Here is a 24,801-nt window from a genome sequence, read left to right on the forward strand (position 1 = left end):
ACTTTTTCAGTGGCCTCGGCAAGCCTGCGGGGTCTCAGGCTTCCCGCATCTCCCATAGGAGTCGAGAACCCCTCCGTTCCAATCAACTTCCTCAAAATAAAAAAGCAAAAACCTTATTGATTACCTTTACTTAGAGAAAAATAGAAATTAAACACTCGATTATATTGCTAATATCGGTAAATCGTCTATTTATAAACTAGTAATGGAATTTCTTCTTCAAACAATTAACATATCAATATTTTTTATGCTGAAAAAGATCCATGACTAAGTTTATTGGTATTGCACTTACAAATTAACTATTAAAACAAGTAAATAACATCATCAAAAGTTTACAAATCTAACATCAAATAGTTCGCCTAATAACACTTTAATTATTGACTATTATATATTTCAACATGACGATTCTTGGTAAAGTTGGTTGTAGTAGACTTCACTACGGCTTGATATGAGCATTCTGTTTTTCATATTTTTGCATTTTACTTACTCATGAACACTCCATGAGTAACAATTTTTCGTATTTCTGCCTGTTTACTTACTCATGAACACTCTATGAGTAACAATTTTACAGATTTCTGGTTGTTTACTTACTCATGAACGCTTTATGAGTAACAATTCTTCAGATTTCTGCCAGTTTACTTACTCATAAACGCTTTATGAGTAACAGTTTTACAGATTTCTGCCTGTTTACTTACTCATGAACGCTTTATGAGTAACAGTTTTACAGATTTTTGCCAGTTTACTTACTCATGAACCTTGCTTGAGAAAGTAATTTTCATATTCACAGTATTTTACTATCGTGTGATACGTTCATGACGTTAGGGATAGATGTCTTTATAGGCATCTTTCTTTTTTTATCCAAATATAATGAGTGAGTACTCACTTTTTATTGACTCGTAATAAAGAATGATTTAAGATGAATTTGTGGAGTGAGTACTCACTCATTGTGAAAAATATGAAGGTAAATATATTTGAACGGAGGATTAGGATGAACAATGTTGTACAAATCCAACAGGTCGATCGTTTATTTGGAAAAAGAGCTGTGCTAAAAAATATTTCAATGGCTATTCAAGAAGGGGAGATTTTTGGAGTATTAGGCCCATCAGGATCTGGAAAAACAACTTTAATTAAATTGATTGCTGGAATTGATAAAAGTTCAAAAGGAGAGGTACTTGTTTATAACAAACAGATGCCTGATTTCTCCGTCCTGCCGTCGATAGGATACATGGGTCAATCTGACGCATTGTATAGTGATTTAACTGGTGCTGATAATTTAAGTTTCTTTGGAGCGCTATATAATTTGAAAGGTAAAGAACTAAAGGCGAGAATTCAGGAAGTAGCTGAAATTGTTGGTTTAGAGGATGCATTAAGTAAACAAGTTAATCAATACTCTGGGGGGATGAAAAAGCGACTTTCACTAGCGATTTCAATCCTGCATAAACCTACATTACTAATTCTGGATGAGCCAACAGTTGGAATTGATCCTGTACTTAGAAAGCAAATTTGGAATCAGTTTTTTGACATGAAAAAGCAAGGCACTACGATCATTATTACAACTCATATCATGGAAGAAGCTGAAAAATGCGAGCGTATTGGATTAATTAGAGAAGGTGAACTAATCGCATTAGACACGACTGTAAATTTAATCTCGAAATCAAGAACTGGCAAGATTGAAGACCTATATTTTAATAATGAGGTGAGTTCATGAGAATCTTTGCTATTTCAAAACGAATCATTAAACAATTTTTAAAAGATAGAAGATCTCTTGCAATGATTTTCGTAGCACCTATTGTGTTATTATTTTTATTTTCTTATATCTTAAAGCAGGATGATACAAAGCCTACATTAGCTCTTGTAGATGCCCCGCCAGCATTTGAACATGTAATGAAAGACTATGCGAAAGTAAAAAATGTTAATCCTTCAGATATTAAAGATAAATTGAAAAATATGAAGCTTGATGGTGCTGTCTTATTTAAGTCAGGAGAAATAGTGGTACAGATTGAAGGGACTGATAAAGCAAGAACTACTGCAGTTATGGATGCGATTCAATCAGCAGTGAAGGAAATCACACCATCTAATCTTAAAATTGTAATGGATCCAATTTACGGTAGTAAAAATATGGAATCGTTTGATTCGATTGGACCTATTTTTATTGGATTCTTCTCGTTTTTATTTGTTTTTATCTTATCAGGTATTTCATTTGTGCGAGAAAGATTAACGACAACTCTAGAACGTTTATTAGTTACACCTGTAAAAAGATGGGAAATTGTAGTAGGTTATATTCTAGGATTTGGATTTTTTGCTCTTATCCAATCAATTATTATCACAATCTTTTCAATCACAGTATTGGATATGTATAATGTAGGAAGCGCGTGGGAAGTTTGTGTAGTTAATATTTTACTATCTATGACTGCATTAACACTCGGAATGTTATTATCTGCATATGCTAATAATGAATTTCAAGTTGTGCAATTTATTCCAGTGATTGCTGTTCCTCAAATACTATTTTCAGGTATTTTCTCAACAGCGTTCTTACCAAATTGGTTTAAAGTTATTGGAGGCATTTTACCACTGACATATGGAGCAGAGGCACTAAGAGGAATTATGATTAAAGGTCAGTCCCTTGTAGATGTTGGCTTCCAGCTATTAATTTTACTAGGATTTTCGATACTGTTTATTTCTTTAAACATAATTGCTTTAAAGAAACAGCGTTCAATTTAAGGAGTGTTTTCAATTAAATTAGAAGAGTTTTTACCAGAAGAAAAATTACAGCAAATGAATGAAAAAGAAATAAAAATTCTTGAAGCAGCAATCGAAATCTTTGCTGAAAAAGGCTTTGTTAGTACATCAACAAATGAAATAGCAAAAAAAGCAAATGTTGCTGAAGGTACAATTTTTCGTTATTTCAAAACTAAAAAAGAATTATTAAAAAGTATCATAAAGCCAACTTTAGTAAAAACAATTGCACCTTTTGAAATGGATCGTTTTTCTAAAGCAGTGTTTCATTTAGAACACAAAACATTTGAAGATTTTTTACATGCACTAATTAAAAATCGAATGGAATTTGTGAAAAAAAACAAGTCTGTAATAAAAATAATCATACAAGAAATGCCATTTCAAGATGATATGCAAGAAGAATTAAAAAAACTTTTTAAAGAGAAAATGTATCCTAAAATTGCGCTTGTTTTACAATCGTTTATTGATAAAGGACAAATAAAAGACATACCGATTCCAACTGTACTAAGATTGATTATTTCATCTGTTATAGGCCTTGTTGTATCGTCAATCGTGCTTGAAAATATTCCGTTTTGGAATGAGGAGCAAGAGACACAACGCACAATCGAGTTTATTAAGGCAGGGTTAGATGCTAAAGAATAGTTAAAAAAGACTAGGTGCTTTTTGTGAAAGGGATAGCTAAAAAGTCAGGGAAACTGACTGGTAGCGTCCCTTTTTTTAATAATAGAGTACTTATGAAAGTAGGGAATACAGCCTACTTTTTCTTCCTAATACCTGCATTTCTTGCCTTTAATTACCTTCTCTTTTCGTGTATAAAATATGTTAAAGTTAATAGGTCAAAGAAGAGAAGGGAAGGTGCAGTAATCGTGAATATTAAAAATCTACAGGCAAAGGTAAATGATTTTAAAACATTCGGTGCAATAACTACAGCATTGGCTACTTTTTTCTATTTCGGGACTCTTCTTCCAAAGGACGGATTAACTCAAACAAAAATATTAACAATTGAGAGTGTCGTTTTTGCAATGTTGATTTTTGCATTAGGCTTTTTCCTTACATCAAATTATTTTAAACGAAAACTTCAAAAAGAAGAACAAGCATAAAACCACTGAAAATGAATTGACTCCAATCGTTAGATTTGACTAACAATTGGAGTCGGAACTCATCATCAGTGGTTTATTTTTTATCCTTTTTCTTTTCTTTTTCAGCCCTTAAAAACTCATGGTACATTTTCATTAAGGCACGTTTTTCAATTCTTGAAACATAGCTTCTTGAAATGCCTAATTTCTTTGCAATTTCGCGTTGAGTTAATTCTTTATCCATATCAATACCAAATCGTTGAATAATGACATCTTTTTCACGATCGTCAAGAATTTTAATGTATTGTTTGATTTTTTCAAGTTCCATATTCAGTTGAATTTGATCAACTACATCTTCTGTTTCCGTTTTTAAAATGTCTAAAAGTGAGATTTCGTTTCCTTCTTTGTCTTGCCCAATCGGGTCATGAAGGGAGACATCTTTTTTTGTTTTCTTTAGCGCACGTAAATGCATAAGTATCTCGTTTTCAATACATCTAGCAGCATATGTTGCTAATTTCGTTCCTTTTCCTTGGACAAAGCTTTCGATTGCTTTAATTAAGCCAATAGTCCCGATTGAAATTAAATCTTCAGCATCTTCACCAGTGTTTTCAAATTTTTTGACGATGTGAGCAACAAGCCTTAAATTATGTTCAATCAATAAATTTCGTGCTTCGCCATCACCGTTTGCCATACGATTTAAATAGAGCGTTTCTTCTGCTGAAGAAAGAGGCTGAGGGAAGGCATTATTTTTTACATACGAAACAAACACAAACACTTCTTTTAAGAACAGACTTAAAGCTGTAAATAAACCAGGCATATGATCACTCCTAAGGAAGGTAAGGTAAGTTGTTATTTATATGTTTATGTATTGTACAAATTCATTGTGTCTGTACCATAAAAAAAATGTAGTGAGTATAAAAAAAATGTTGAAAATAGTAAGCGCTACCAATTCAGTAATGATGTATCTTTTTAAAAATCGTTACATATTCTAAAAAAAATATGCATTGACAGCATATTTAAAAGTGCTTTATAATCCTCATTAATAACTTTTTTAATGAATCTTTTGACAATTAAATATATTGCGTTGAAAAGAGCACAGTAAGCATAGCTTCCCTGTTTAAGAGAGCTGACGAAGGCTGCGAGTCAGTACATAGGCTATGGTGAATTACATTCTTGGAGCAATTTCTATTTCGTTAAACGAAATTAGAAACGGTCATTATTTGATCGTTAACAAAATGAAGGTGGTGAGCAGAATTTTTGTTCACAACTAGGGTGGTACCGCGATTAAATAATTCGTCCCTACTGTTTATTCAGTAGGGACTTTTTGTTTTCAATTTTACATACTTACTTCAAAGAAGTGGTATTGGAATAGAATTATAAAATTTGAGGAGGAACAAGAAATGAGTACAAATGAATTAGTGCAATTACGTGATAAGGTTGATGAAATTAATTTAAAAATCGTGGAATTATTAAACGAGCGTGGGGCAGTTGTTCAAGAGATAGGTAAACAAAAGATTAAACATGGTATTAAGCGTTTCGATCCAGTTCGTGAGCGTGAAGTTTTAGATATGATTGCAAATGTGAATGAAGGGCCATTTGAAACTTCAACATTACAACATATTTTTAAAACAATTTTCCAAGCAAGTTTAGAGTTACAAGAGGATGATCACAGAAAAGCTCTTTTAGTATCTAGAAAGAAAAAGCCTGAAAATACAATTGTCACAGTGAAAAATGATATCGTTCTTGGTGACGGATCTCAATCGTTTATTATGGGACCATGTGCAGTTGAAAGCTATGAGCAAGTACGTGCAGTTGCACAAGCAATGAAACAACAAGGTTTAACAATGATGCGAGGCGGTGCATTTAAACCTAGAACTTCTCCATACGATTTCCAAGGACTTGGATACGAAGGTCTTCAAATTTTAAGAGAAGTTGCAAATGAGTTTGATTTAGCCGTTATTAGTGAAATACTAAATCCAAATGATGTTGAAAGATCATTAGAATATGTTGACGTAATTCAAATCGGTGCACGTAACATGCAAAACTTTGATTTACTGAAAACAGTTGGTCAAGTAAATAAACCAGTTTTATTAAAACGTGGACTTTCAGCTACAATTGAAGAATTTATTAATGCTGCAGAATACATTATTTCTCAAGGAAATGACCAAATTATTCTTTGTGAAAGAGGAATTCGTACTTATGAGAAAGCTACAAGAAATACATTAGATATCTCAGCTGTACCTATTCTTAAGAAAGAAACACATTTACCAGTTGTTGTCGATGTTACTCATTCTACAGGTCGTAAAGACTTACTATTACCAACTGCAAAAGCAGCTCTTGCAATTGGAGCGGATGCAGTAATGGCTGAAGTACATCCAGACCCAGCAGTTGCTTTATCAGATTCAGCTCAACAAATGAATATTCCGCAATTTGAAGAGTTCATGTTTGAGTTAAAAGACTTCCGTTCAAAGCTTCAAGGGTAATTAAACTTAATGAAAGATAGGCGGTGAGAGCCTTGAAAAAGAACGTCCTTTTAATTGGCACTGGTTTAATCGGAGGCTCAATTGCCTTGGCAATAAAAAAAGTTCATGATGTAAATATCATTGGCTATGATATAAACGAAAAACAACTTGAAATAGGAAAAAAAATTCAAGTTTTAGATGAAACCTCGGTACAGCTTAAAACCTGTGCCGAGAAGGCTCATCTAATTATCTTTTCTTGTCCTGTTGAGGAGTCAATAAAATATATACATATGTTAAGTGAATATGAACTAAAGAATGATGTCATATTAACAGATGTAGGTAGTACGAAAAGTGAAATTATGAAGCACTCTAGGACACTTACAGACAAAGGATATTGTTTCATTGGTGGTCATCCGATGGCGGGTTCACACAAAACTGGTGTTGAGAGTGCGAAAGTTCATTTATTCGAAAATGCATATTATATTTTGACACCGAGTGAAAATACTGTGGATGGTCAAATTGATGAATTAAAAGAATGGCTTAAAGGAACAGGCTCACATTTTATTGTGATTGATGAAGCGACACATGATCAAATTACTGGAGTGGTAAGTCACTTCCCACATCTAATTGCTTCTAATCTTGTAAAACAAGTTAAGAACTACTCAAAAGACGAGCCCTTAGTAACCTCTCTTGCTGCAGGTGGATTTAGAGACATTACAAGAATCGCATCAAGTAGTCCTAAAATGTGGACTGATATTGTAATTCAAAATAAAGATATATTGCTTTCTCTAATTTCCAACTGGATAGATGATATGAAGCAAATGTATCAGCTTGTAGATAATCAGAATAAAGATGAAATCTTTCAATATTTTAAGGACTCAAAAGATTATCGTGACAATATGCCAGTAAAAGCAAATGGTGCCATTCCAAGTTATTTTGATTTATATGTTGACGTCTTAGACCGTGTTGGTGAGCTTGCTAATATAACAACAATCCTATCTATTCATCAAGTAAGTATTACTAATCTGAGAATTATTGAATCACGCGAAGGCTTACCAGGTGTACTTCGAATAAGTCTTCAAACTGAAAATGACAGAGAGAAAGCAGAAAACTTCTTAAATGTAAATGGATATGAGACGTATATTGTTTCATAAGAAAGCACTTTTAATAGTGCTTTTTTTGATTGAAAAGTTCGATTACTTGATATAGTTTTGTTCCTATTTGTTAAAGCCTCTGACATTTCAAATAAAAATGAATAGTCAGTCTCTTTTATGTACCAATTTTCTGAACTTTATATTATAATTTAGTAGGTTAGGTTATTAAAAAGTTAAACATGGAGGGATATCAATGTCTCAGTTTGAAAAATCATTAGAAAAATATGCTGAACTTGCTGTAAAAAGTGGAGTTAATATCGTAGAAGGACAAACACTACAAATAAATGCACCAATCGGAGCTGCAGAATTCGTTCGTAAAGTTGTAAAATACGCTTACGAAGCTGGAGCAAAAAATGTAAATATCGATTGGAACGATGATGTAATTACTCGTACAAAATACGAATTAGCACCAGACGAAGTGTTTTCAGAATTCCCAGGCTGGAAAGTAACAGCAATGGAAGAATTAGCTGAAAATGGTGGTGCTGTATTATCAGTAATTTCACCAAATCCTGAATTATTAAAAGGAATCGATCCTAAACGTATTGCTACTTTTAATAAAACTGCTAGTCAAGCATTACATAATTATCGTGAATACATGATGGCTGACCGAATTCGTTGGTCAATCGTAGCGATTCCATGTGTGGAATGGGCTGAAAAAGTATATCCAAATGAGCAAATTGACAAAGCTATGGAATTACTATGGGACTCAGTTTTCAAAATTTGCCGAGTTGACAATGAAAATCCAGTAGAAGCTTGGGTTAAACATAACGATTTCTTACAAGAAAAAGTTGTTCAATTAAATGACAAGCGTTATAAAACGTTACACTATACTGCACCTGGTACTGATTTGAAGCTAGACTTAGTAGATAATCATGTATGGAAAGGTGGCGGAGCAAACAGTGAAGATGGTAAATGGTTCAATCCAAATATTCCAACTGAAGAAGTTTTCTCTATGCCACATAGCCACGGTGTAAACGGTACAGTTCAAGCAACTTTACCATTAAATTACGGTGGAAATTTAATCGAGAACTTCTCTTTAACATTTAAAGATGGTAAAGTTGTCGATTTCACAGCTGAAAAAGGCTATGATACACTGCAACACTTATTAGATACTGATGAAGGTGCTCGCCGTTTAGGTGAAGTTGCATTAGTACCACATGATTCACCAATTTCTAATACAGGTTTAATTTTCTTCAACACATTATATGATGAAAATGCTTCTTGCCACTTAGCATTAGGTAAAGCATATCCAAACAATATGAAGGATGGAGAAAAATTACCTTCTGAAGAACAAGAAAAATTAGGAATCAACCAAAGTTTAACTCACGTTGATTTCATGATCGGTTCTCCAGAATTAAACATCGATGGAATTAAAGAAGATGGATCAGTTGAACCAATTATGAGAAATGGTAACTGGGCATTTTAATAGAACATAAAAAAGAGGGTATCTCATTATTTTGAGATACCTTTTTTGTTTAGGCGAAGTCTTAAATATCTGATTTTCAGACTGATTGCAAGCGTTTGTCTTTCGAGGCGCGAAGACTGATGAGGAGCGGAGTTACCTTAGACGGTAATGAGCACCGCAGGCAGGCGAAGCAACGAAGAAAGCGAGCGTTTGTCAACAGTCTGAGGATTACGCAAATTCTTTGAACACTTCATTACTTCTTAATACGGTAATAAAACCATTTAAAATTGTATGACTAACTGAAAATCCTTTACGTTTATAAAATTCAAGCGCGTCCTCATTTCCATTAGAAACAAAAATAAAATAATACTCTACATCATCAAACTGTTTCAGCCACTTCATAGACATTTTGAATAGTGTAGAACCAACGCCATATTTTCGATATTCTTCTTTTATGTAAAATTGAGACAAACAACCAACATTCTTTTTATGAACTGAGGAAAGATCAAAAAATGTTGCAAATTCATTTGAATATGCCTCTTTTGGAGAAATATTTGAATAAACATAACCAACGACTTTGTCTTCATCTTTTACGATAACAATATAATTATGTATGGCTTTTTTTACTGAAGGAACCATTCGTGTATCAAAATTCATATGATCAAACAACTCTTGTTTGATCGTCGCTTTTGCCTTTTGAAAAGTCATTAATTCATTACATAAATCTCTACATAATTCAATTTGATCTTCGTCGATTACTTCATAAGTTAAATTCATCTTGTCACTCCTCATTAAAATCGATTTTTAGTATTAACTATTTTCATATGATTTAATTTTAATATATAAATTTATGAAAACAAATGAATTTATAAGTTGAATCATTTTTGGTATATAATGGAAGGGTCATCTAGAATCAAAATTCATCACCTAAACATAAACAAAATGGAGGATGAAAAAATGGAAGATCTAAAGTATGAGTTTTATATTGGTGCTAAACCAGAGGAAGTTTGGAAGATATTTGTAACACCAGAAGGAACTAAGGCAATTTTTTTCGGTTGTATATTGAAGTCAACATTTGAAGTTGGTGCGCAATATGAATATATTGGACCAGGTGAAGATGGGGATCAAACAGTACATGTTTATGGAAAAATATTAGCATTTGAACCTTACAAAATGATGAGTTATACAGAACATCCTGGTCCAGTTTACCGTGAAAATCATGCTGAATTAGAAACAAAAATTACCCTTACACTTGAAGAAGTGGGAGAGTGTACAAAGCTAACATTAGTTAACGATCAATGGCCAGAAAATCACCCTTCATATGAAAGTACAAAATCTAGTTGGCCGATGATATTAAGTAATGTAAAAACATATGCAGAATCAGGTAAAACATTAGATTTTGGCTGGTAAATATAAAACTAAAAACCTCTGAGATTTTGTCAGAGGTTTTTAGTTTATCGGAATAGATGAAAACCAATATATGCACAAAAAATACTAATAATTGTAGATAAAATGATGTAGGATAAAGCGGTTTTGAATTTTTTTGAGAGGATTAATTGAATGGCTTCATAGCCAAATGTGGAAAAGGTAGTAAAACCCCCTAATATTCCTACACCAATAAACAACCACATAGTTGTAGAGATGGACTGATCTAGATAAAGATGATTAGTTAAACCTAAAATAAACGACCCGAGTATGTTTATAACGAAGGTGCCAAAAGGAAAAATTGTTGTATGCTTTTTATTAACATAGTTACCAAGAGCATAACGACAAATTGCTCCAATTCCCCCACCTATTCCAATAATGATCATGATGAGGTTACTCCTTTTACTTTATTGAATTTCTCAGCCGTTTTCACACCAAGATATGACAAACTTATTCCAATTACTAAACTTAGTAGTATATAGGCAAAACTTACTAGCATCTTTTTTTCATCAATTAGAATCACATTTTCAAGTGAAAAGGTTGAAAATGTTGTAAACGCTCCAGTAAAACCTGTTCCAATTAATAAAGTGTATTCAGGTTTTAGATTAACTTTAGCCATCGGTAAGAAAAATCCTAAAAAGAAGCATCCAATTATATTGATTAAAAATGTATGAATTGGAAAACCATTAGTCAGTGGATGAATTGCTGTCCCAAATAAGTATCGTAGAATTGCTCCAAAAAAACCTCCAACAAATATAAGTAAATAGTTCATAAATCACCTCATTAATACATGATAAAAACGCTCACTAGGAGCGTTTTTGTTAGTTTGTAGCATAAAAAAGTATAATCGAAACTAAATTATTCAAAAAGTGGGCAAAAATCGTAACCTCAATTTTTTTTGTTTTGATATAAATAATACCAAAAATTAACCCAGCTAAAGAGTACGACAGTAATGCATAGATAGAAAAACCAGCAAGCATATGCAATAAACCAAATCCAAATGAACTTACGATCAATCCAATAATCGGAGAATGTTTAAAAATAGAACCAATGATTAATTTTCGTGTAATCCATTCTTCTTTAATCGGTGCTAATATTACAGCAGAAATAATCATAAGGGCTGGATTGGTAAGCAGCAAGCCTTCAACTTCTTTTTGATTATCTGGAGTTGCTATCGAATAATTGAAATGTTGGAAAATTACATCAAGAAGTTGTGAAGAAACAATAAGAACCACATATGCGCCTAAAACAATTACAATATCAACTACAGTAATGTTTATTCGTCTTAAAGTTAGAAGACCTTTTTTCTTCGTATAATAATATAGCCAAAATAAACTGAGGACACCAAAGATTGAATCCGCATAAATCGAAACAGTATTTAAAAGATTTAAAAATTGTTCTCTAGTTAGACTAATATGCGCGGTTTTAACAAAAATCGCACCCCATATCGTTGCAATCACTAGAAGTAAGTTCAAACCAACTATAAATATTAAAAAATAGAAGACAAGTGTTTTTATGGCAGACTTACGTTCATTCGGTATATTTTCTGGTATGAGTGTTTTATAGTTTAATTCATTATCCAAATCGGCTCCTCCAATTTTTTGATCTATGATCTCAAACTTTCTAACAATCTATTTTATATTTATACTAACATATCCTATTTTATCTTAAATTTAAAGCTGAAAGAACCAAAATTAAATTAAATAAAACTAATTATTTTCAAACCATTTAAGATTCAATTTAACTTGTGATAGAAAAGAGAACTTTAATGATGTACAAAAGTACACAGAATGTCCTAATTATTGTAACTTTCATTTTGTTTGATGATTGTTAAATTATGTTAATCTTTTTGTAATCACAGGGCTTTTTATTTTTTGTGTGAAATTTAATCGATACGGAGGTTGACTAATGATAATTCAAGAATGTTTACGGTACTACAAGTCGAAATTTTTAACAATTTTAACCATCGGATTAACTTTAACCCTACTATCAAGTTATTACATTTCATACTTACAAGAAAAAGAATGGGAGCAAGTATTCGAATCAAAAGCAATAGATTTGAACTTAGATAGAGTTGCTGAGGTCATTTCTAATTACACAGGGATTTATTACTTCAAAAGCTTTTTTGTATCAGATAGTATACTTATTTTCTTTCTAATTATTTTAATCTTTGGATGCATAAATTTTTTGCAATCAGATCGCTTTACGAACAATATTTTTAAGTTTATTTTTGCACAAGTATTGTTCTTATCATCATATTTATTTTGCTATTTTCTAATTGTATTTATGTTCTCCATTTTATTTATAAAATGATTGGTTTTTGCTAGTTGCTATCGAAAAGTACTGATAAAAACATGAAGAAAACAAGGTATACTGATATACCTTGTTTTCTTTAATCCTGCTCGATTCAATTCAATTGCTCAACTTGATCCCTAATCCTCTCCATTTTAAAGTCTAATGAATTTACGGTTGCAGAAGCTTCATTCAAACTATCTATTATTTCTTTTGGAACCTTTTTATTGTATTTATAAAAAATCTTATGTTCAAGGCTTGCCCAAAAGTCCATCGCAACAGTTCTAATTTGAATCTCTACTTTTACCCTTTTTGTTTCAGATGCAAGGAAAATTGGGATTTCAATAATCATATGAAAACTTTTATATCCATTTGATTTAGGATTTTTAATATAATCTTTTACTTCTATTATATAAATGTCATCTTGCTGCTTTAAAAGTTCATAGATCATATAAATATCACTAATAAATGAACAACTAATACGAACCCCAGCTATATCATTTATATATTTTTCTAGATTATCGTTTGTTAATTCTAATCCCTTACGCTCAAGCTTTTCCATTATACTTTCAGGTTTTTTTAATCGAGACTTTACGTGTTCAATTGGATTATGATTATGAGTTAAAGTAAATTCTTCATTTAATATTTTAATTTTAGTATTGATTTCATCTAACGCAAATTTATATATTAAAAGTGTGTTAGTCCATTCACCTAAGCTTAGTTCTTTCAAGATAGGCAACCTCCTAATGTATATTACGTAAGTATTCTATCAGTCCAATGTGAACTTAGTGTGAATTATTTGTAACAAGAAGATTAGTTCAAGACATAGAGTATAGGAAGTGCAGGGAGACAATAGTACAAGATCATGGGTTTAGTAGGTGCAGTGAATAGATTGTTTTATAATATTCGATTCAAAAGCTTCAATCTTGAGTTTAAATTCATTAAATTAGTGCTAGATTAAAGATAAAATAAACTACTGTGGGCTTTATTTTGGGTTTTGTTAGTTTTGATATAATGTGTTATAAATTATATATATATTTTGAGTTAGGGGTACATAGATGAAACAGAGTTTTTATCGTTTGTTTATTGAATTGACCAATAATCGTTTTACTTCAGGTCTTTTGCGTAGGTTTTCTACTTCTAGATTGAGTAAGCTATTTATTAAGCCGTATATTAAAGCGTTTAATTTAAATATGGATGAGAGTAAAGAAACTGCTTTTTCTTCATTACATGCATTGTTTACTAGGGAATTAAAGCAAAATGCTAGACCGATTCATGCTGGTGTAAGTGAATTAGCTTGTCCAGTAGATGGTGTGTTAGAGTCATGTGGGAAAATTGAAATGGATATTAAATTTGTCGTTAAAGGAAAAACATATAGCATTATTGATATGTTAGGTTCAAAGGAAATGGCAGATAAGTATGATGAGGGATATTATATGGTGTTGTATTTAAGTCCTAGCCATTATCATCGTATGCATAGTCCGATTGAAGGCGAAGTTGTTTCTCAATTTGAATTAGGTTCTAAATCTTATCCTGTTAATAAAGCTGGTTTAACGTATGGTAAAGATCCACTTTCAAAAAATTATCGCATTGTTTCAGAAGTATTATGCAATGATAATAATAAACATATTGCGATGATTAAAGTTGGTGCGATGTTTGTTAATACAATCGTCGTAACTAAAAAAGAAAAACAATTAAAAAAAGGTGAAGAGGTAGGTTATTTTTCTTTTGGATCTACGGTTGTTTTACTTTTTGAAGCAAATAGTTTTACACCGAATCAGAAACTACAGTCTGGACAAGCGATAAGAGTTGGTCAAAATCTTGGTAAATTATATTAAAAATAATAAAAGTATGCACTTTTTTTCACGAAATGGGAGCCATCGTCTAGAAAGATGGTTCTTTTTCTGTTATTGTAAAGAGTGCTTGTATTTTAATTTCACTTGTATTATTTGCGTATATTGAAAATAATAAAAACGATTAAGATGTTTTTTTTATATAGAAATCTAGTCCTCTTCGTTTAATTTCTTTTTCGATTAAATAAATGAAGGCCGGATCTAGCTGTAAACCAAGAGCTTTTTTGTATGACTCAAGTAACAACTCATCATTTAATTTGTACATATTTTTTGCCCGGTTGGGCGTTCACCTCCGAGTGATTAGAATTTTTTTAATTTCTTTGTAAACTTAATGTATCAAATTTTTAAAAAGAGAACAACCGTTCGTTTATCCACAGAAATAAGTGGATAACTTGTGGGTAAATTGTTTATATTTTCTGAAAAAGTATGTTATAGGACTAAGGATAATGTGTATAGATTTATCCACAGTTTAAATGGTTGTAGTTATTTGTCGAACGATTTATAGAATATATCGAGGTGTAATAATGTTTAATAAATTTTTACCGAGTGAAACTGTTAATAATGTTTATGCAATTACGCCTGAGCATCTAAAAGGCTTAGGAATAAAGGGGATCATTACGGATCTAGATAATACGTTAGTAGAATGGCATAGACCACTAGCAACCCCTGAATTAACAAAATGGTTTAAAGGTATGGATGATGCTGGGATTAAAATTACAGTTGTATCAAATAACAATGCTGAACGTGTTGGGAAATTTTGCGACCCTCTAGGCATTCCATTTATTCATCGAGCACGCAAGCCACTGGCTACTTCATATAAGAAGGCTTATAAACAAATGAATTTAAAACCGACTGAAGTTGTAATGATTGGTGATCAATTACTTACGGACGTATTTGGTGGTAATCGTCAAGGGATTCACACGATTTTAGTAGTTCCGGTTGCGAGTACGGATGGTATTTGGACAAGATTTAATCGAATGGTAGAGCGTAGAATTCTTTCTTCATTAAGAAAGCAAGGATTGCTACAGTGGGAGGATAAAAAGTGAGTCATACAGAAATAAGATGTATTGGTTGTGGAGTTGAAATTCAAACTGAGGATAAAGAAAAGCTTGGATATGCACCTCCATCTTCATTAGAAAAAGAGGAAATTATTTGTCAACGTTGTTTCCGTTTAAAAAACTATAATGAGATTCAAGATGTGGAGTTAACTGATTCTGACTTTATTCGTATTTTAAATGGAATTGGTACAAAAGACTGTCTAGTCATAAAAGTAGTTGATGTATTTGATTTTTCTGGTAGTTGGTTAAATGGGATCAATCGATTTGTTGGTAACAATAAAATTTTATTAGTTGGAAATAAAGCAGATTTAATTCCAAAATCAGTTAAGAAAAATAAACTTACTCAATGGATGAGTGGAACTGCAAAACGCTGGGGGCTAGTGCCAGTAGGTGTTCATTTAGTTAGTGCAGTTAAAGGCACTGGTATTGATGAATTAGCAGAAAGTATTGAGAAGTATCGTGAAGGCAAGGATGTATATGTAGTAGGTTGTACAAATGTTGGAAAATCAACATTTATAAATACTATGATTAAACGTTATAGTGAAGAGAGTAGTAATATCATTACAACATCTCACTTTCCGGGTACAACACTTGACCTAATTCAAATCCCACTTGATGAACATAGTGATTTAATCGATACTCCTGGAATCATTAATCATCATCAAATGGCTCATTTTGTTGATAAAAAAGGTTTAAAAATCATTACACCTAAAAAAGAAATTAAGCCGATGGTTTATCAATTAAATGAAGGTCAAACATTATTCTTTGGTGGATTAGCTCGCTTTGATTATTTAGAAGGTGGAAGACGTTCTTTTACATGTCATTTCTCAAACGAATTATCAATTCATCGTACAAAACAAGAAAATGCAGATGAATTATATGAAAGACAAGCTGGTGAATTATTAGTTCCACCATATGGAGAACAAATTAATGAGTTACCTAAATTAGTAAGGCATGAATTTATGATAAAAGATGCTAAAACTGATATAGTTTATTCAGGATTAGGATGGATTACAGTGAATGACCCAGGTGCTAAAATAGTTGCTTATGTACCAAAAGGTGTAGCTGTAACACTTCGTAATTCTATTATATAAGAATAATTTTGGGGGCTAAAGAGAAATGAAAGACCAATACTATGTAATCGGTCAGCCGATTGGTCATTCAATGTCACCAACTATGCATAATGAATGGTTTCTCTCTAATCATATTTCAGGTCACTATTCTGCAAAAGAAGTTGGGATAACAGAATTAAAATCAGTTATGACAGAGTTTCGTTCAACTGTTAAAGGATTTAATGTAACAGCACCACTTAAAGTAGAAGTAATGCAGTATTTAGATGAAATTGATCCATTAGCAAAAGCAATTGGAGCTGTTAATACGGTTATCAATAAAGATGGAAAATTATTTGGTAAAAATACTGATGGTATTGGATATATTAGAGGTCTATCTTATGTTTTGGAAAAACCGATTGAAGAAGAAACTATTTTAATTATTGGTGCAGGCGGTGCTGCTAGAGCAATTCTTTATAGCCTACTACACTTAGGAGTTAAGCATATTACCGTTACAAACCGAACGGTAGAAAAAGCAAAAGAGCTCTTAGATGGTAAGTTGATGAATGAAGTTAATATTATTTCAATTCAAGAGGCTGAAGAACAACTAGGAAGATTTTCGCTAATTATTCAAACGACTTCGGTTGGAATGAAGCCAAACGAAAATAGCACTCCTTTAGCACTAACTAATTTATCACCAAATGCAATTGTATCGGATCTAATTTATAGCCCGTTTAAAACAGTATTCTTAAAAGAAGCTGAAGAAAGAAATGTAGCTATACAAAATGGATTACCGATGTTTATTTATCAAGGAGCATTAGCATTTCAAGAGTGGACAGGAATTTTTCCTAATACAATTGATGCTTATTCATTATTAGAAAGAAAACTTGGAGGAACAAAATGTTAACAGGTAAACAAAAAAGATTTTTACGCTCAAAAGCTCATCACTTAAACCCTATTTTTCAAGTAGGTAAAGGTGGAGTTAATGAAAATATGGTTAAGCAAATTTCAGAAGCACTTGAAGTAAGAGAGCTTTTAAAAGTAAGTATACTTCAAAACTGTGATGAGGACCGTTATGAAATAGCAGATCAACTAGTTGAAGGTACAGATGCTGAACTAGTACAAGTAATTGGACATACTGTTGTTTTATATAAAGAGTCAGAAGAAAATAAAACAATCGTATTACCTTAATAAGTTAAATACCGTTAATTAGAGGAGAAGCGGAATAATGGATAAACAAAAAGCACTTTCATATGTAAAAGAAAAACTAACGAACGGGCGTTTTACACATACTATTGGTGTGATGGAAACTGCAGTTAGACTTGCCGAAAAATATGGTGCGGATGTAAAAAAAGCAGAGTTAGCTGCAATTTTCCATGATGTCGCAAAATGCATGCCGATTAAAGAGTTAAAAGCAATTATGGAAGAAAATGAACTTTCACTAAAGCTTTTAAAGTATAATAAAGAACTTTGGCATGCTCCTGTTGGTGCATTTCTTACAAAACATGAATATGGAATTGATGATAAAGAAATTTTACGAGCAATCAAATACCATACAAGTGGTCATAAAGAGATGAATTTATTAGATAAAATAATATATGTAGCAGACTATATTGAACCTAATCGTAACTTTCCTGGTGTGGAAGAAGCTCGTGAATTAGCCGAACAAAATTTGGACCGAGCTTTATTATTCGCATTAAAAAATACGATTACATTTTTGATCAATAAAGAACAAACAGTCTACCCATTAACGGTTAAAACATATAACTCAATTTTAAAGCAAGTTCAAAGCCAGGGGGAACAAAAAAATGAATGAAAAAGAATTAATGATCTTAGCAGTAAAAGCAGCAGACGACAAGAAAGCTGAAGATTTAGTTGTATTAGATATGAAGGGAATCTCTTCAATTGCAGATTATTTCATTATTTGCCAAGGTAATTCAGATAAGCAAGTTCAAGCAATTGCTAGAGAAGTAAAAGATCAAGCATATCAACATGGTAAAGATGTAAAACGTCTTGAAGGATTTGACGAAGCTCGTTGGGTTTTAGTCGATATCGGTGATGTTGTTGTTCATATTTTCCATCGTGACGAAAGAAATTATTATAACTTAGAAAAGCTTTGGGGAGATGCACCATCTCTTGATGTATACGGAGAAATTCTTTCATGACATACAATCGCTTCGCGTACTTGTATGATCAATTAATGAATGATGTCCCTTATGAAAGATGGGTCGAATTCTTAAAAAATGTGTTTCAAAAGTATGATATAAATCAACCTGAAATTTTAGATATTGGGTGTGGTACAGGAACTTTACCGATTCTTTTATCAAAATTGAACTATTCAGTTAGTGGGGTTGATTTATCTGAGGAAATGTTAAGTGTTGCGATGGCAAAAGCCGAACAGGAAAAAGTAAATATACCTTTTTTTCAACAAAATATGGTTGAACTAGAAGGATTTAATGAGTTAGATTGTGTAACGATTTTCTGTGATTCACTTAATTATTTAGAAACGGAAGATCAAGTAAAACAAACATTTCGTAATGTACATGAAAGTTTAAAAGAAAATGGTTTGTTTTTATTTGATGTACATTCGTCTTATAAAATCGAAGAAATATTTGCTGAAGAGACATTTTTTATTGATGATGCAGAGTTAAGCTTAGTTTGGTCTTGTACACAAGGCGAACAACCTTTAAGTGTTGAACATGATTTAGTTTTTTTTATGAAAGATGAACATCGTGATCTATATGAACGTTTTGAGGAATATCACAATCAACGAACATATCCAATCAATACGTATAAAACATGGTTGAATGAAAATGGATTTGAAATAAAAGAAATCATTGCTGATTTTGATGAGTCGGTAGAAGAAATGTCTGAGCGAATCTTTTTTATAGCAATGAAAAAATAAAAAACCCTTATAAGAAAACTCTTTTTCTTAAAGGGTTTTTTGCTTTATTAACCTTATAAAATTAAATTTTGTATTTTTGTGTGCAATTGAATAAACAAGTACAATTAGCAACAAGTTAATCAAAACTGCTCCTTAACCCGTTCGATTTCTTGATCAAATTTATTATGTGTTTTTTCAAAGATTTCTTCAAATAAGTCCCCAACTCGGGCTTCAAGTACTTTGATTCCTTCACCAGTAATTCCGCCTTTTACACATACCTTTTCTTGAAGCGTTTCAAGCGTAAAATGTTTTTGTTCAATGAGTTTTCCAAACCCAATAATCATTTCTTCTGCTAAAATCGTTGCTTGTTCTTTTGAAATGGATGTTTGACATACAGCTGCATCAATAAATTTTTGGAGTAAGTAACTAAAAAATGCCGGTCCACAGCTTGCGATATCAGACGAGACTCTTGTAATATCCTCTGAAATCATAACAGGTTTAGAGACTTTCGAAAATAGCTCGATAATTTGCTCCTTATTTTTGGCTGTACACCTTTTTCCGAAATTAACTAAAGTAACACCACTCAATGCTTGGTTAGTTATGCTAGGAATAACTCTTGCAACTTGACAAGGTAAAATGGCTTCTAATTGATCGACATTTATTGGACTTGTAATCGATATAACACAATGTTTTTTTGTGAAATATTTTTGTAAAGATGAAAGTAATGGTTGTATTTCTAATGGTTTTACGCATACGATTACAATTTCTGAAGAGGTGATGACTTCTTTTGCTGTCTCAACAACATTTAAATCAGGATATATATTTTTTAGCTCATAAGCTTTATACATTGAACGGTTTGTAATTGTTAACTGGGAGGGCTTCAAGGCAATCGACTTTATAAATCCATTAAGCAAGATAGTTCCCATATTTCCTGTACCTATGATGCCTACGTTCATGAGTACATCCCTTCCTTTGCATACATTCTCTCCTACACTATATGATGAAAAGTCTAAAATAATGATATAAGTTAAAACGGAGGACGAAAATGAAAAAGTTAATTCACAATAAACTAGTTTGGTTCTGTCTATTAATTGTAGTAGTTCTAATAGTAAATTATTATCAAACTGAGCGTAAAAATGAGGTTGTTTTTGCAAATCGATCTCATGAAAAAAGGGACGATGAAGAAAAGAAAACCGAGTCTAACAAAGAAATCAGTGCACCAGCTCAATCAAAAGTTTTCATGGTTGATGTAAAAGGTGCAATTCAAAAGCCAAGTGTCATTGAATGCAAGGAAGGAGATCGAGTTATTGATGTAATCAAATTAGCAGGAGGATTTCAAAAGAAAGCGGATGTGAATAAAGTAAATTTAGCTGAAAAAATTTCTGATGAGATGGTAATCTATGTACCATTGATTGGTGAAGAAACAGAGGTTGTTTCGGCTTCGATGGCTTCGACTAATAATAATACTGAAAAAAATGAAGCAATTGATATTAATCATGCAACACAATCAGAATTAGAAAAAATACCTGGAATTGGTCCAACAAAAGCAAGAAATATATTAGATTATATTGAATCTAATGGGCCGTTAACTTCGATTGAACAATTAGATGCAGTAAATGGAATTGGCAAAAAATCTCTTGAACAAATGACTCCATTTATTTTAATTCGATAATTTATAATGAGTATTTATCTAGCTTATATAGTTATTGTACAAATCATTACAACAGTCCTTTTTAAAGATTATAATTTGATTTATTTATTGATTTTACTTATTCTAAGTTTATTTTTAGTTATGAAAAGAAAATGGTCAATTCTATTTACTTGTCTAATTTCGATCCTAATTACCTCATTAATATGTTTTTTTCAAAATAATATAATAAATTCCCCTAACCCAAAACCTGCTCAAAGTGTTCGAGGTGTAATTATTTCTTCCCCCATAATAGATGGAAATAAAATTTCTTTTACATTTAAACTTACTAATCAAAAAGTCTTACTTAATAGCTTTGCTAATTCTAAAGACCAATTAAAAGTATTTCAAAACCGTCAAATTGGTGAGATTTGCGATGTTACAGGTGATGTTGATCTACCTCAAAAAAATTCGAACCCATACTTATTTAATTATCAAAAATATTTATTAAACCAAGGGATTCAGTGGACTATTACAACTGATCCAAATAGTTTACTGAAATGTAAAAATGGAACTCGAACATTACTTCAATCTATAGTTTATAACAGACAAGCTTTAACTAACTATGTTGAGGAGCATTTTGATTCCATTACAGAAGGGTATATAAATGCTCTATTATTTGGTGATCGCTCAAAAATGAACGTAGAAACAGAATCTGAATATCAGATTGTAGGCATTGTTCATTTACTTGCTATTAGTGGTTCACACATTAGTTTATTGAGTCTTTGCATTTATTTTTTATTAATTAGAGTAGGTGTAACGAAAGAAACTAGTTTATTTATAACCATTGTTTGTATTATTACGTATGGCTTTTTAGCAGGCGCATCAGCGTCAGTAGTAAGGGCAGTTATTATTGGGGCTTTAGTTTGCGTATTTAGACTAGCAAAAATAAAAGTGGATCTAACTTCGCTCATATATCTATCTTGTATAGTGATGTTATTAATAAGGCCGAATTACATATATGATCTAGGCTTTCAATTTTCCTTTGTGACAAGTTTTGTGCTTATTTTAACGAGTAAGCAGATCTTGAATTATAATACATGGTATGCCAAAGCCTTATTTACTTCGAGTATTACTCAATTAGTATCCATACCTATATTACTTTACAATTTTCACGAACTGTCCCCTTATAGCATTTTTATCAACTTAATCTTCATCCCATTTATCAGTTTTATCGTTATGCCACTCTGTATTATTTGTTTTAGTCTTAGTTTAATAACACCAGCTATAAGTGTTTATTTTACAATGCTTTTAACGTTTTTCATTAATTTGTCAGATGAATTACTTAGTTTTTGTATGCAATTACCATTTATTAAATTAATTTTTACACACCCGTCAAGGGAGATTCTGTTTCTCTATATAATGCTAATATTTTTAATTTTATATTTCATGGAATCAGAAAAAGAAAAGAAACTATTTATTAATTGTGTAATTGGATTTTTCATTCTTATCATTGGACATTTATTTTTCCCTTTTATTAATCCAATCGGAAAAGTTATGTTCATTGATGTAGGACAAGGTGATTGTATTCTTATTAAACTGCCATTTAATAAGGGGAACTATGTAATTGATACCGGTGGCAAACTAATTATTAATGAAGAAGATTGGATGAAGCGTAAAAAGCCTTTTTCTACTGGTAGCGATATTTTAATACCAATATTAAAAGGAGAGGGAATAAGTAAAATAGATAAATTAATCTTCACACATGGTGACATCGATCATATTGGTGGAGGGCTAGAAGTATTGCAATCTTTCCATGTAAAACAATTAATCGTCGGTAACAAACATACATTTACAGAAGCAGAAAAAGAAAGAATTACTTTAGCAATTAATAAAGGGATTGAGGTGAAGAAAATAAGTGAAGGAAAGAAGTGGAAAGTAGGTCGTAATTACTTTGAGGTTATTTCTCCAATTAAAAACTATAAAGGAGAGGAAAACCATGGATCAATTGTTATTAAATCAACCATAGGTGGGAAGAGCTGGTTGTTTACGGGTGATTTAGATGAAAGTGGTGAAATTGAGCTCATCTCTAAATACAAACATATAAAGGCAGATGTTTTAAAAATAGGGCATCATGGCAGTAATACATCGACTTCTGAGGAGCTATTAAAGGCAGTTTCGCCTAAAGTTGGTATTATCTCAGTTGGTACAAAAAATCGTTATGGTCATCCGAAGCAAGAAGTACTTAGTCGACTACAGAAAAATAATGTTAAAATCCTACGAACTGATAAAAATGGCGCAATAACTTATGAATTTAAAAGTGGTCAAGGTACCCTTTATGTGTTTAAAGCATACCGTAAAGAAAAGAACAGAAATTAATAAAAAAATAAAAAGACTGCCAAGGCAGTCTCACCATTTGATTCTATGTATTATCGTGCAACGAATTCTACAATCGTTGCGATGATAAATAGAGTAGCGAAGAAACCAAATGAAACAGCAAAGCCAACGCCTGAATCTGTAGAATCATTACGCTTACTTTGAACGTTTTTTTCAAATGTATTCACAAATAACCCCTCCTAATTCACAATTTTAGTATAAATCAATATAACTAAAAAATCCATAGTATGTTTGTTTTAGTTATACCGTTTTAAATAAAGAAACCGGATCTTTATTTAAAACGTTAATATAAATTAGAGATTAGTATTTACTAATCTCTTCCTTCTCATGTAGGACATGTTATACTGTATAAAGAAAATTAGTGTAGGGGAGCAAAACATGATTAATGATTTACATAAAAAATTGAAAAAGAATGTGTCTCCAATGTATTTATTGGTTGGTACTGAAGATTTTTTACTTCAAGAAGTAGAAAACTTAATCGTGAAAGCGGCTTTACAAGGAGAAGTCGATGACTTTAACTATCAAACGTATGATTTAAAAGAGGCTTATTTAAGTGAAGCTTTAGAGGACGCTCAAACACCGTCATTTTTTGGTGGGAATAAAGTCATTATTATAAAATCATGTGTTTTTTTAACAGCTCAAAAGGAAAAAATTGTACAAGATATCGAGCCGTTATTTGATTATATTGATAATCCAGCTCCCTTTACAACTGTTGTTTTTATTGCTCCTTATGAAAAGTTGGACGAGCGAAAAAAGGTCACAAAAGCATTAAAAAAACAAGTTGAGTTAGTTGAATGCCACCCGGTTGAAGTGAATAATTTAGATGGTTGGATTAAAGAACAATTCATTGGAAATGTAACAATTACTAAAGAGGCTATTGAAAAATTAAAGCTACTAGTTGGAAATAATTTATCAATTTTAAAACTTGAATGTGAGAAGCTTCAATTATTTATTGGAAACGAAGGAGAAGTAACCGAAGACCTTGTAGAAATGATGGTTGCAAAAACGATTGAGCAAAATGTTTTTTCACTTATAGAAAAAACAGCAGTTAGACAGACGACTGATGCACTAAAAATCCTTCATGAATTATTATATATAGGTGAAGAGCCAATAAAAATTGTAGCATTATTAGCTAGTCAATTTAGATTGTTGTACGGAATAAAACAATTATCAAGTAGCGGATATTCCAATAATCAAATTGCTTCATCAGTTGGAGTATCACCTGGTAGAGTATTTTATGGACAAAAGCAAGCAAATAACTTCCAAGTTAGTGAGTTGAAAGAAGCAATTAGATTAATTGCTGAAGTTGATTATAAAATGAAAACTGGTCAAGGTGATAAAATTTTGATCCTTGAAATGTTGATTCTTCAGTTAAATAAATAAAAC

At 31.7% G+C, this 24,801-nt stretch carries 29 protein-coding genes and 1 other annotated feature; of the genes, 20 read left to right on the forward strand and 9 right to left on the reverse strand.

The window, feature by feature from the left end; all coding sequences use genetic code 11:
* The first annotated feature begins 985 nt into the window (after positions 1-985).
* The 4 genes from CN692_RS17410 to CN692_RS26220 all read left to right on the forward strand — a co-directional run bounded on the left by CN692_RS17410 (position 986) and on the right by CN692_RS26220 (position 3,833).
* Complete coding sequence (locus CN692_RS17410; RefSeq protein ID WP_142317283.1) at positions 986-1,705, forward strand: ABC transporter ATP-binding protein; 720 nt, start codon at positions 986-988, stop codon at positions 1,703-1,705.
* The gene (locus tag CN692_RS17415) at positions 1,702-2,718 is read left to right on the forward strand and encodes an ABC transporter permease (RefSeq protein WP_098120426.1); all 1,017 of its coding nucleotides are present in this window, start codon (positions 1,702-1,704) and stop codon (positions 2,716-2,718) included. Before CN692_RS17410 ends, CN692_RS17415 begins: the two co-directional genes overlap by 4 nt.
* A gap of 3 nt (positions 2,719-2,721) precedes the next feature.
* Positions 2,722-3,375 carry a TetR/AcrR family transcriptional regulator gene (locus tag CN692_RS17420; RefSeq protein WP_098120427.1) on the forward strand — a complete coding sequence of 218 codons (654 nt, stop codon included), beginning with the start codon at positions 2,722-2,724 and terminating at the stop codon, positions 3,373-3,375.
* Positions 3,376-3,599: 224 nt separating this feature from the next.
* Positions 3,600-3,833, forward strand: coding sequence for a YrhC family protein (locus tag CN692_RS26220; RefSeq protein ID WP_098169690.1), 234 nt, complete (start codon positions 3,600-3,602; stop codon positions 3,831-3,833).
* A 73-nt stretch (positions 3,834-3,906) separates the two neighbouring features.
* Here the strand turns inward: CN692_RS26220 and sigK are convergent, their stop codons facing one another.
* Entirely contained in the window at positions 3,907-4,626 is a 720-nt protein-coding gene (sigK, locus tag CN692_RS17430) for an RNA polymerase sporulation sigma factor SigK (RefSeq protein WP_098120429.1), read from the reverse strand.
* A 258-nt stretch (positions 4,627-4,884) separates the two neighbouring features.
* Positions 4,885-5,113: a binding site (T-box leader), on the forward strand.
* A gap of 96 nt (positions 5,114-5,209) precedes the next feature.
* Between sigK and CN692_RS17435 the strand changes: the two genes are divergently transcribed.
* The 3 genes from CN692_RS17435 to CN692_RS17445 all read left to right on the forward strand — a co-directional run bounded on the left by CN692_RS17435 (position 5,210) and on the right by CN692_RS17445 (position 8,851).
* Entirely contained in the window at positions 5,210-6,292 is a 1,083-nt protein-coding gene (locus CN692_RS17435) for a bifunctional 3-deoxy-7-phosphoheptulonate synthase/chorismate mutase (protein ID WP_098120430.1), read from the forward strand.
* Positions 6,293-6,324: 32 nt separating this feature from the next.
* A complete protein-coding gene (locus CN692_RS17440) occupies positions 6,325-7,425 on the forward strand; it encodes a prephenate dehydrogenase (protein WP_098120431.1) in 1,101 nt (366 codons plus the stop codon).
* Positions 7,426-7,618: 193 nt separating this feature from the next.
* Complete coding sequence (locus CN692_RS17445) at positions 7,619-8,851, forward strand: aminopeptidase (RefSeq protein WP_098120432.1); 1,233 nt, start codon at positions 7,619-7,621, stop codon at positions 8,849-8,851.
* 207 nt (positions 8,852-9,058) lie between these two features.
* On the opposite strand, the gene CN692_RS17450 is transcribed toward CN692_RS17445, so the two are convergent.
* Positions 9,059-9,607 (reverse strand): GNAT family N-acetyltransferase, encoded by a 549-nt coding sequence (locus CN692_RS17450; protein ID WP_098120433.1) that lies wholly within the window; start codon positions 9,605-9,607, stop codon positions 9,059-9,061.
* Positions 9,608-9,787: 180 nt separating this feature from the next.
* Between CN692_RS17450 and CN692_RS17455 the strand changes: the two genes are divergently transcribed.
* A complete protein-coding gene (locus tag CN692_RS17455; protein ID WP_098120434.1) occupies positions 9,788-10,240 on the forward strand; it encodes an SRPBCC domain-containing protein in 453 nt (150 codons plus the stop codon).
* A 44-nt stretch (positions 10,241-10,284) separates the two neighbouring features.
* On the opposite strand, the gene crcB (CN692_RS17460) is transcribed toward CN692_RS17455, so the two are convergent.
* Genes crcB (CN692_RS17460) through CN692_RS17470 form a run of 3 tightly spaced genes read right to left on the reverse strand, consistent with a single transcriptional unit; the run spans position 10,285 to position 11,838 of the window.
* The gene (gene crcB, locus CN692_RS17460) at positions 10,285-10,641 is read right to left on the reverse strand and encodes a fluoride efflux transporter CrcB (protein WP_257131569.1); all 357 of its coding nucleotides are present in this window, start codon (positions 10,639-10,641) and stop codon (positions 10,285-10,287) included.
* On the reverse strand, positions 10,638-11,027 hold the full coding sequence (gene crcB / locus CN692_RS17465) for a fluoride efflux transporter CrcB (protein WP_098120436.1): 390 nt from the start codon (positions 11,025-11,027) through the stop codon (positions 10,638-10,640). The genes crcB (CN692_RS17460) and crcB (CN692_RS17465) overlap by 4 nt, the downstream gene beginning before the upstream one ends.
* Before the next feature lie 49 nt (positions 11,028-11,076).
* Positions 11,077-11,838, reverse strand: a complete 762-nt coding sequence (locus CN692_RS17470) for a CPBP family intramembrane glutamic endopeptidase (RefSeq protein ID WP_098120437.1) — start codon at positions 11,836-11,838, stop codon at positions 11,077-11,079.
* Between the two features lie 325 nt (positions 11,839-12,163).
* On the opposite strand from CN692_RS17470, the gene CN692_RS17475 reads away from it, so the two are divergent.
* On the forward strand, positions 12,164-12,568 hold the full coding sequence (locus CN692_RS17475) for a hypothetical protein (protein WP_098120438.1): 405 nt from the start codon (positions 12,164-12,166) through the stop codon (positions 12,566-12,568).
* Between the two features lie 94 nt (positions 12,569-12,662).
* Here the strand turns inward: CN692_RS17475 and CN692_RS17480 are convergent, their stop codons facing one another.
* Positions 12,663-13,286: a GTP pyrophosphokinase gene (locus tag CN692_RS17480; RefSeq protein ID WP_373604946.1), complete on the reverse strand. Its 624-nt coding sequence runs from the start codon at positions 13,284-13,286 to the stop codon at positions 12,663-12,665.
* A 319-nt stretch (positions 13,287-13,605) separates the two neighbouring features.
* On the opposite strand from CN692_RS17480, the gene CN692_RS17485 reads away from it, so the two are divergent.
* Positions 13,606-14,385, forward strand: a complete 780-nt coding sequence (locus tag CN692_RS17485; protein ID WP_098120440.1) for a phosphatidylserine decarboxylase — start codon at positions 13,606-13,608, stop codon at positions 14,383-14,385.
* A gap of 139 nt (positions 14,386-14,524) precedes the next feature.
* Here CN692_RS17485 and CN692_RS17490 read toward each other — a convergent pair whose 3' ends face one another.
* Positions 14,525-14,665 (reverse strand): sporulation histidine kinase inhibitor Sda, encoded by a 141-nt coding sequence (locus tag CN692_RS17490; RefSeq protein ID WP_056473113.1) that lies wholly within the window; start codon positions 14,663-14,665, stop codon positions 14,525-14,527.
* 259 nt (positions 14,666-14,924) lie between these two features.
* Between CN692_RS17490 and CN692_RS17495 the strand changes: the two genes are divergently transcribed.
* Genes CN692_RS17495 through CN692_RS17525 form a run of 7 tightly spaced genes read left to right on the forward strand, consistent with a single transcriptional unit; the run spans position 14,925 to position 19,412 of the window.
* A complete protein-coding gene (locus CN692_RS17495) occupies positions 14,925-15,446 on the forward strand; it encodes a YqeG family HAD IIIA-type phosphatase (protein ID WP_098120441.1) in 522 nt (173 codons plus the stop codon).
* Complete coding sequence (gene yqeH / locus CN692_RS17500; RefSeq protein ID WP_098120442.1) at positions 15,443-16,552, forward strand: ribosome biogenesis GTPase YqeH; 1,110 nt, start codon at positions 15,443-15,445, stop codon at positions 16,550-16,552. Before CN692_RS17495 ends, yqeH begins: the two co-directional genes overlap by 4 nt.
* A gap of 25 nt (positions 16,553-16,577) precedes the next feature.
* A complete protein-coding gene (gene aroE / locus CN692_RS17505) occupies positions 16,578-17,414 on the forward strand; it encodes a shikimate dehydrogenase (protein ID WP_098120443.1) in 837 nt (278 codons plus the stop codon).
* On the forward strand, positions 17,408-17,698 hold the full coding sequence (gene yhbY, locus CN692_RS17510; protein WP_098120444.1) for a ribosome assembly RNA-binding protein YhbY: 291 nt from the start codon (positions 17,408-17,410) through the stop codon (positions 17,696-17,698). The genes aroE and yhbY overlap by 7 nt, the downstream gene beginning before the upstream one ends.
* Before the next feature lie 37 nt (positions 17,699-17,735).
* Entirely contained in the window at positions 17,736-18,323 is a 588-nt protein-coding gene (gene yqeK / locus CN692_RS17515) for a bis(5'-nucleosyl)-tetraphosphatase (symmetrical) YqeK (protein WP_098120445.1), read from the forward strand.
* On the forward strand, positions 18,316-18,672 hold the full coding sequence (gene rsfS / locus CN692_RS17520) for a ribosome silencing factor (protein ID WP_098120446.1): 357 nt from the start codon (positions 18,316-18,318) through the stop codon (positions 18,670-18,672). The genes yqeK and rsfS overlap by 8 nt, the downstream gene beginning before the upstream one ends.
* Entirely contained in the window at positions 18,669-19,412 is a 744-nt protein-coding gene (locus CN692_RS17525; protein ID WP_098120447.1) for a class I SAM-dependent DNA methyltransferase, read from the forward strand. Before rsfS ends, CN692_RS17525 begins: the two co-directional genes overlap by 4 nt.
* A 119-nt stretch (positions 19,413-19,531) precedes the next feature.
* Here the strand turns inward: CN692_RS17525 and comER are convergent, their stop codons facing one another.
* The gene (gene comER, locus CN692_RS17530) at positions 19,532-20,347 is read right to left on the reverse strand and encodes a late competence protein ComER (RefSeq protein ID WP_098120448.1); all 816 of its coding nucleotides are present in this window, start codon (positions 20,345-20,347) and stop codon (positions 19,532-19,534) included.
* A gap of 89 nt (positions 20,348-20,436) precedes the next feature.
* Here comER and CN692_RS17535 point away from each other — a divergent pair, with 89 nt between their 5' ends.
* Together CN692_RS17535 and CN692_RS17540 are read left to right on the forward strand one after the other, a co-directional pair.
* On the forward strand, positions 20,437-21,063 hold the full coding sequence (locus CN692_RS17535; protein WP_098120449.1) for a helix-hairpin-helix domain-containing protein: 627 nt from the start codon (positions 20,437-20,439) through the stop codon (positions 21,061-21,063).
* Positions 21,064-21,069: 6 nt separating this feature from the next.
* Entirely contained in the window at positions 21,070-23,397 is a 2,328-nt protein-coding gene (locus CN692_RS17540) for a DNA internalization-related competence protein ComEC/Rec2 (protein ID WP_098120450.1), read from the forward strand.
* Positions 23,398-23,447: 50 nt separating this feature from the next.
* Here CN692_RS17540 and CN692_RS17545 read toward each other — a convergent pair whose 3' ends face one another.
* Complete coding sequence (locus tag CN692_RS17545; RefSeq protein ID WP_098120451.1) at positions 23,448-23,582, reverse strand: YqzM family protein; 135 nt, start codon at positions 23,580-23,582, stop codon at positions 23,448-23,450.
* 211 nt (positions 23,583-23,793) lie between these two features.
* Between CN692_RS17545 and holA the strand changes: the two genes are divergently transcribed.
* Positions 23,794-24,798, forward strand: a complete 1,005-nt coding sequence (gene holA / locus CN692_RS17550; RefSeq protein ID WP_179874472.1) for a DNA polymerase III subunit delta — start codon at positions 23,794-23,796, stop codon at positions 24,796-24,798.
* Positions 24,799-24,801: the final 3 nt, after the last annotated feature.

The organism is Bacillus sp. AFS002410, assembly GCF_002556365.1.
Classification (GTDB): domain Bacteria; phylum Bacillota; class Bacilli; order Bacillales; family Bacillaceae_G; genus Gottfriedia.

Excerpts from the sequence above, each read along its gene's own strand:
- holA (WP_179874472.1), top strand. The coding sequence starts at position 23,794 with ATGATTAATGATTTACATAAAAAATTGAAAAAGAATGTGTCTCCAATG.
- CN692_RS17475 (WP_098120438.1), top strand. The coding sequence starts at position 12,164 with ATGATAATTCAAGAATGTTTACGGTACTACAAGTCGAAATTTTTAACA.
- aroE (WP_098120443.1), top strand. The coding sequence starts at position 16,578 with ATGAAAGACCAATACTATGTAATCGGTCAGCCGATTGGTCATTCAATG.
- CN692_RS17445 (WP_098120432.1), top strand. The coding sequence starts at position 7,619 with ATGTCTCAGTTTGAAAAATCATTAGAAAAATATGCTGAACTTGCTGTA.
- comER (WP_098120448.1), bottom strand. The coding sequence starts at position 20,347 with ATGAACGTAGGCATCATAGGTACAGGAAATATGGGAACTATCTTGCTT.
- yhbY (WP_098120444.1), top strand. The coding sequence starts at position 17,408 with ATGTTAACAGGTAAACAAAAAAGATTTTTACGCTCAAAAGCTCATCAC.
- CN692_RS17495 (WP_098120441.1), top strand. The coding sequence starts at position 14,925 with ATGTTTAATAAATTTTTACCGAGTGAAACTGTTAATAATGTTTATGCA.
- CN692_RS17450 (WP_098120433.1), bottom strand. The coding sequence starts at position 9,607 with ATGAATTTAACTTATGAAGTAATCGACGAAGATCAAATTGAATTATGT.
- CN692_RS17540 (WP_098120450.1), top strand. The coding sequence starts at position 21,070 with ATGAGTATTTATCTAGCTTATATAGTTATTGTACAAATCATTACAACA.
- CN692_RS17435 (WP_098120430.1), top strand. The coding sequence starts at position 5,210 with ATGAGTACAAATGAATTAGTGCAATTACGTGATAAGGTTGATGAAATT.
- CN692_RS17490 (WP_056473113.1), bottom strand. The coding sequence starts at position 14,665 with ATGTACAAATTAAATGATGAGTTGTTACTTGAGTCATACAAAAAAGCT.
- CN692_RS17485 (WP_098120440.1), top strand. The coding sequence starts at position 13,606 with ATGAAACAGAGTTTTTATCGTTTGTTTATTGAATTGACCAATAATCGT.
- CN692_RS17410 (WP_142317283.1), top strand. The coding sequence starts at position 986 with ATGAACAATGTTGTACAAATCCAACAGGTCGATCGTTTATTTGGAAAA.
- CN692_RS17415 (WP_098120426.1), top strand. The coding sequence starts at position 1,702 with ATGAGAATCTTTGCTATTTCAAAACGAATCATTAAACAATTTTTAAAA.
- CN692_RS17455 (WP_098120434.1), top strand. The coding sequence starts at position 9,788 with ATGGAAGATCTAAAGTATGAGTTTTATATTGGTGCTAAACCAGAGGAA.
- crcB (WP_257131569.1), bottom strand. The coding sequence starts at position 10,641 with ATGATCATTATTGGAATAGGTGGGGGAATTGGAGCAATTTGTCGTTAT.
- CN692_RS17525 (WP_098120447.1), top strand. The coding sequence starts at position 18,669 with ATGACATACAATCGCTTCGCGTACTTGTATGATCAATTAATGAATGAT.
- crcB (WP_098120436.1), bottom strand. The coding sequence starts at position 11,027 with ATGAACTATTTACTTATATTTGTTGGAGGTTTTTTTGGAGCAATTCTA.
- rsfS (WP_098120446.1), top strand. The coding sequence starts at position 18,316 with ATGAATGAAAAAGAATTAATGATCTTAGCAGTAAAAGCAGCAGACGAC.
- CN692_RS17535 (WP_098120449.1), top strand. The coding sequence starts at position 20,437 with ATGAAAAAGTTAATTCACAATAAACTAGTTTGGTTCTGTCTATTAATT.
- yqeK (WP_098120445.1), top strand. The coding sequence starts at position 17,736 with ATGGATAAACAAAAAGCACTTTCATATGTAAAAGAAAAACTAACGAAC.
- sigK (WP_098120429.1), bottom strand. The coding sequence starts at position 4,626 with ATGCCTGGTTTATTTACAGCTTTAAGTCTGTTCTTAAAAGAAGTGTTT.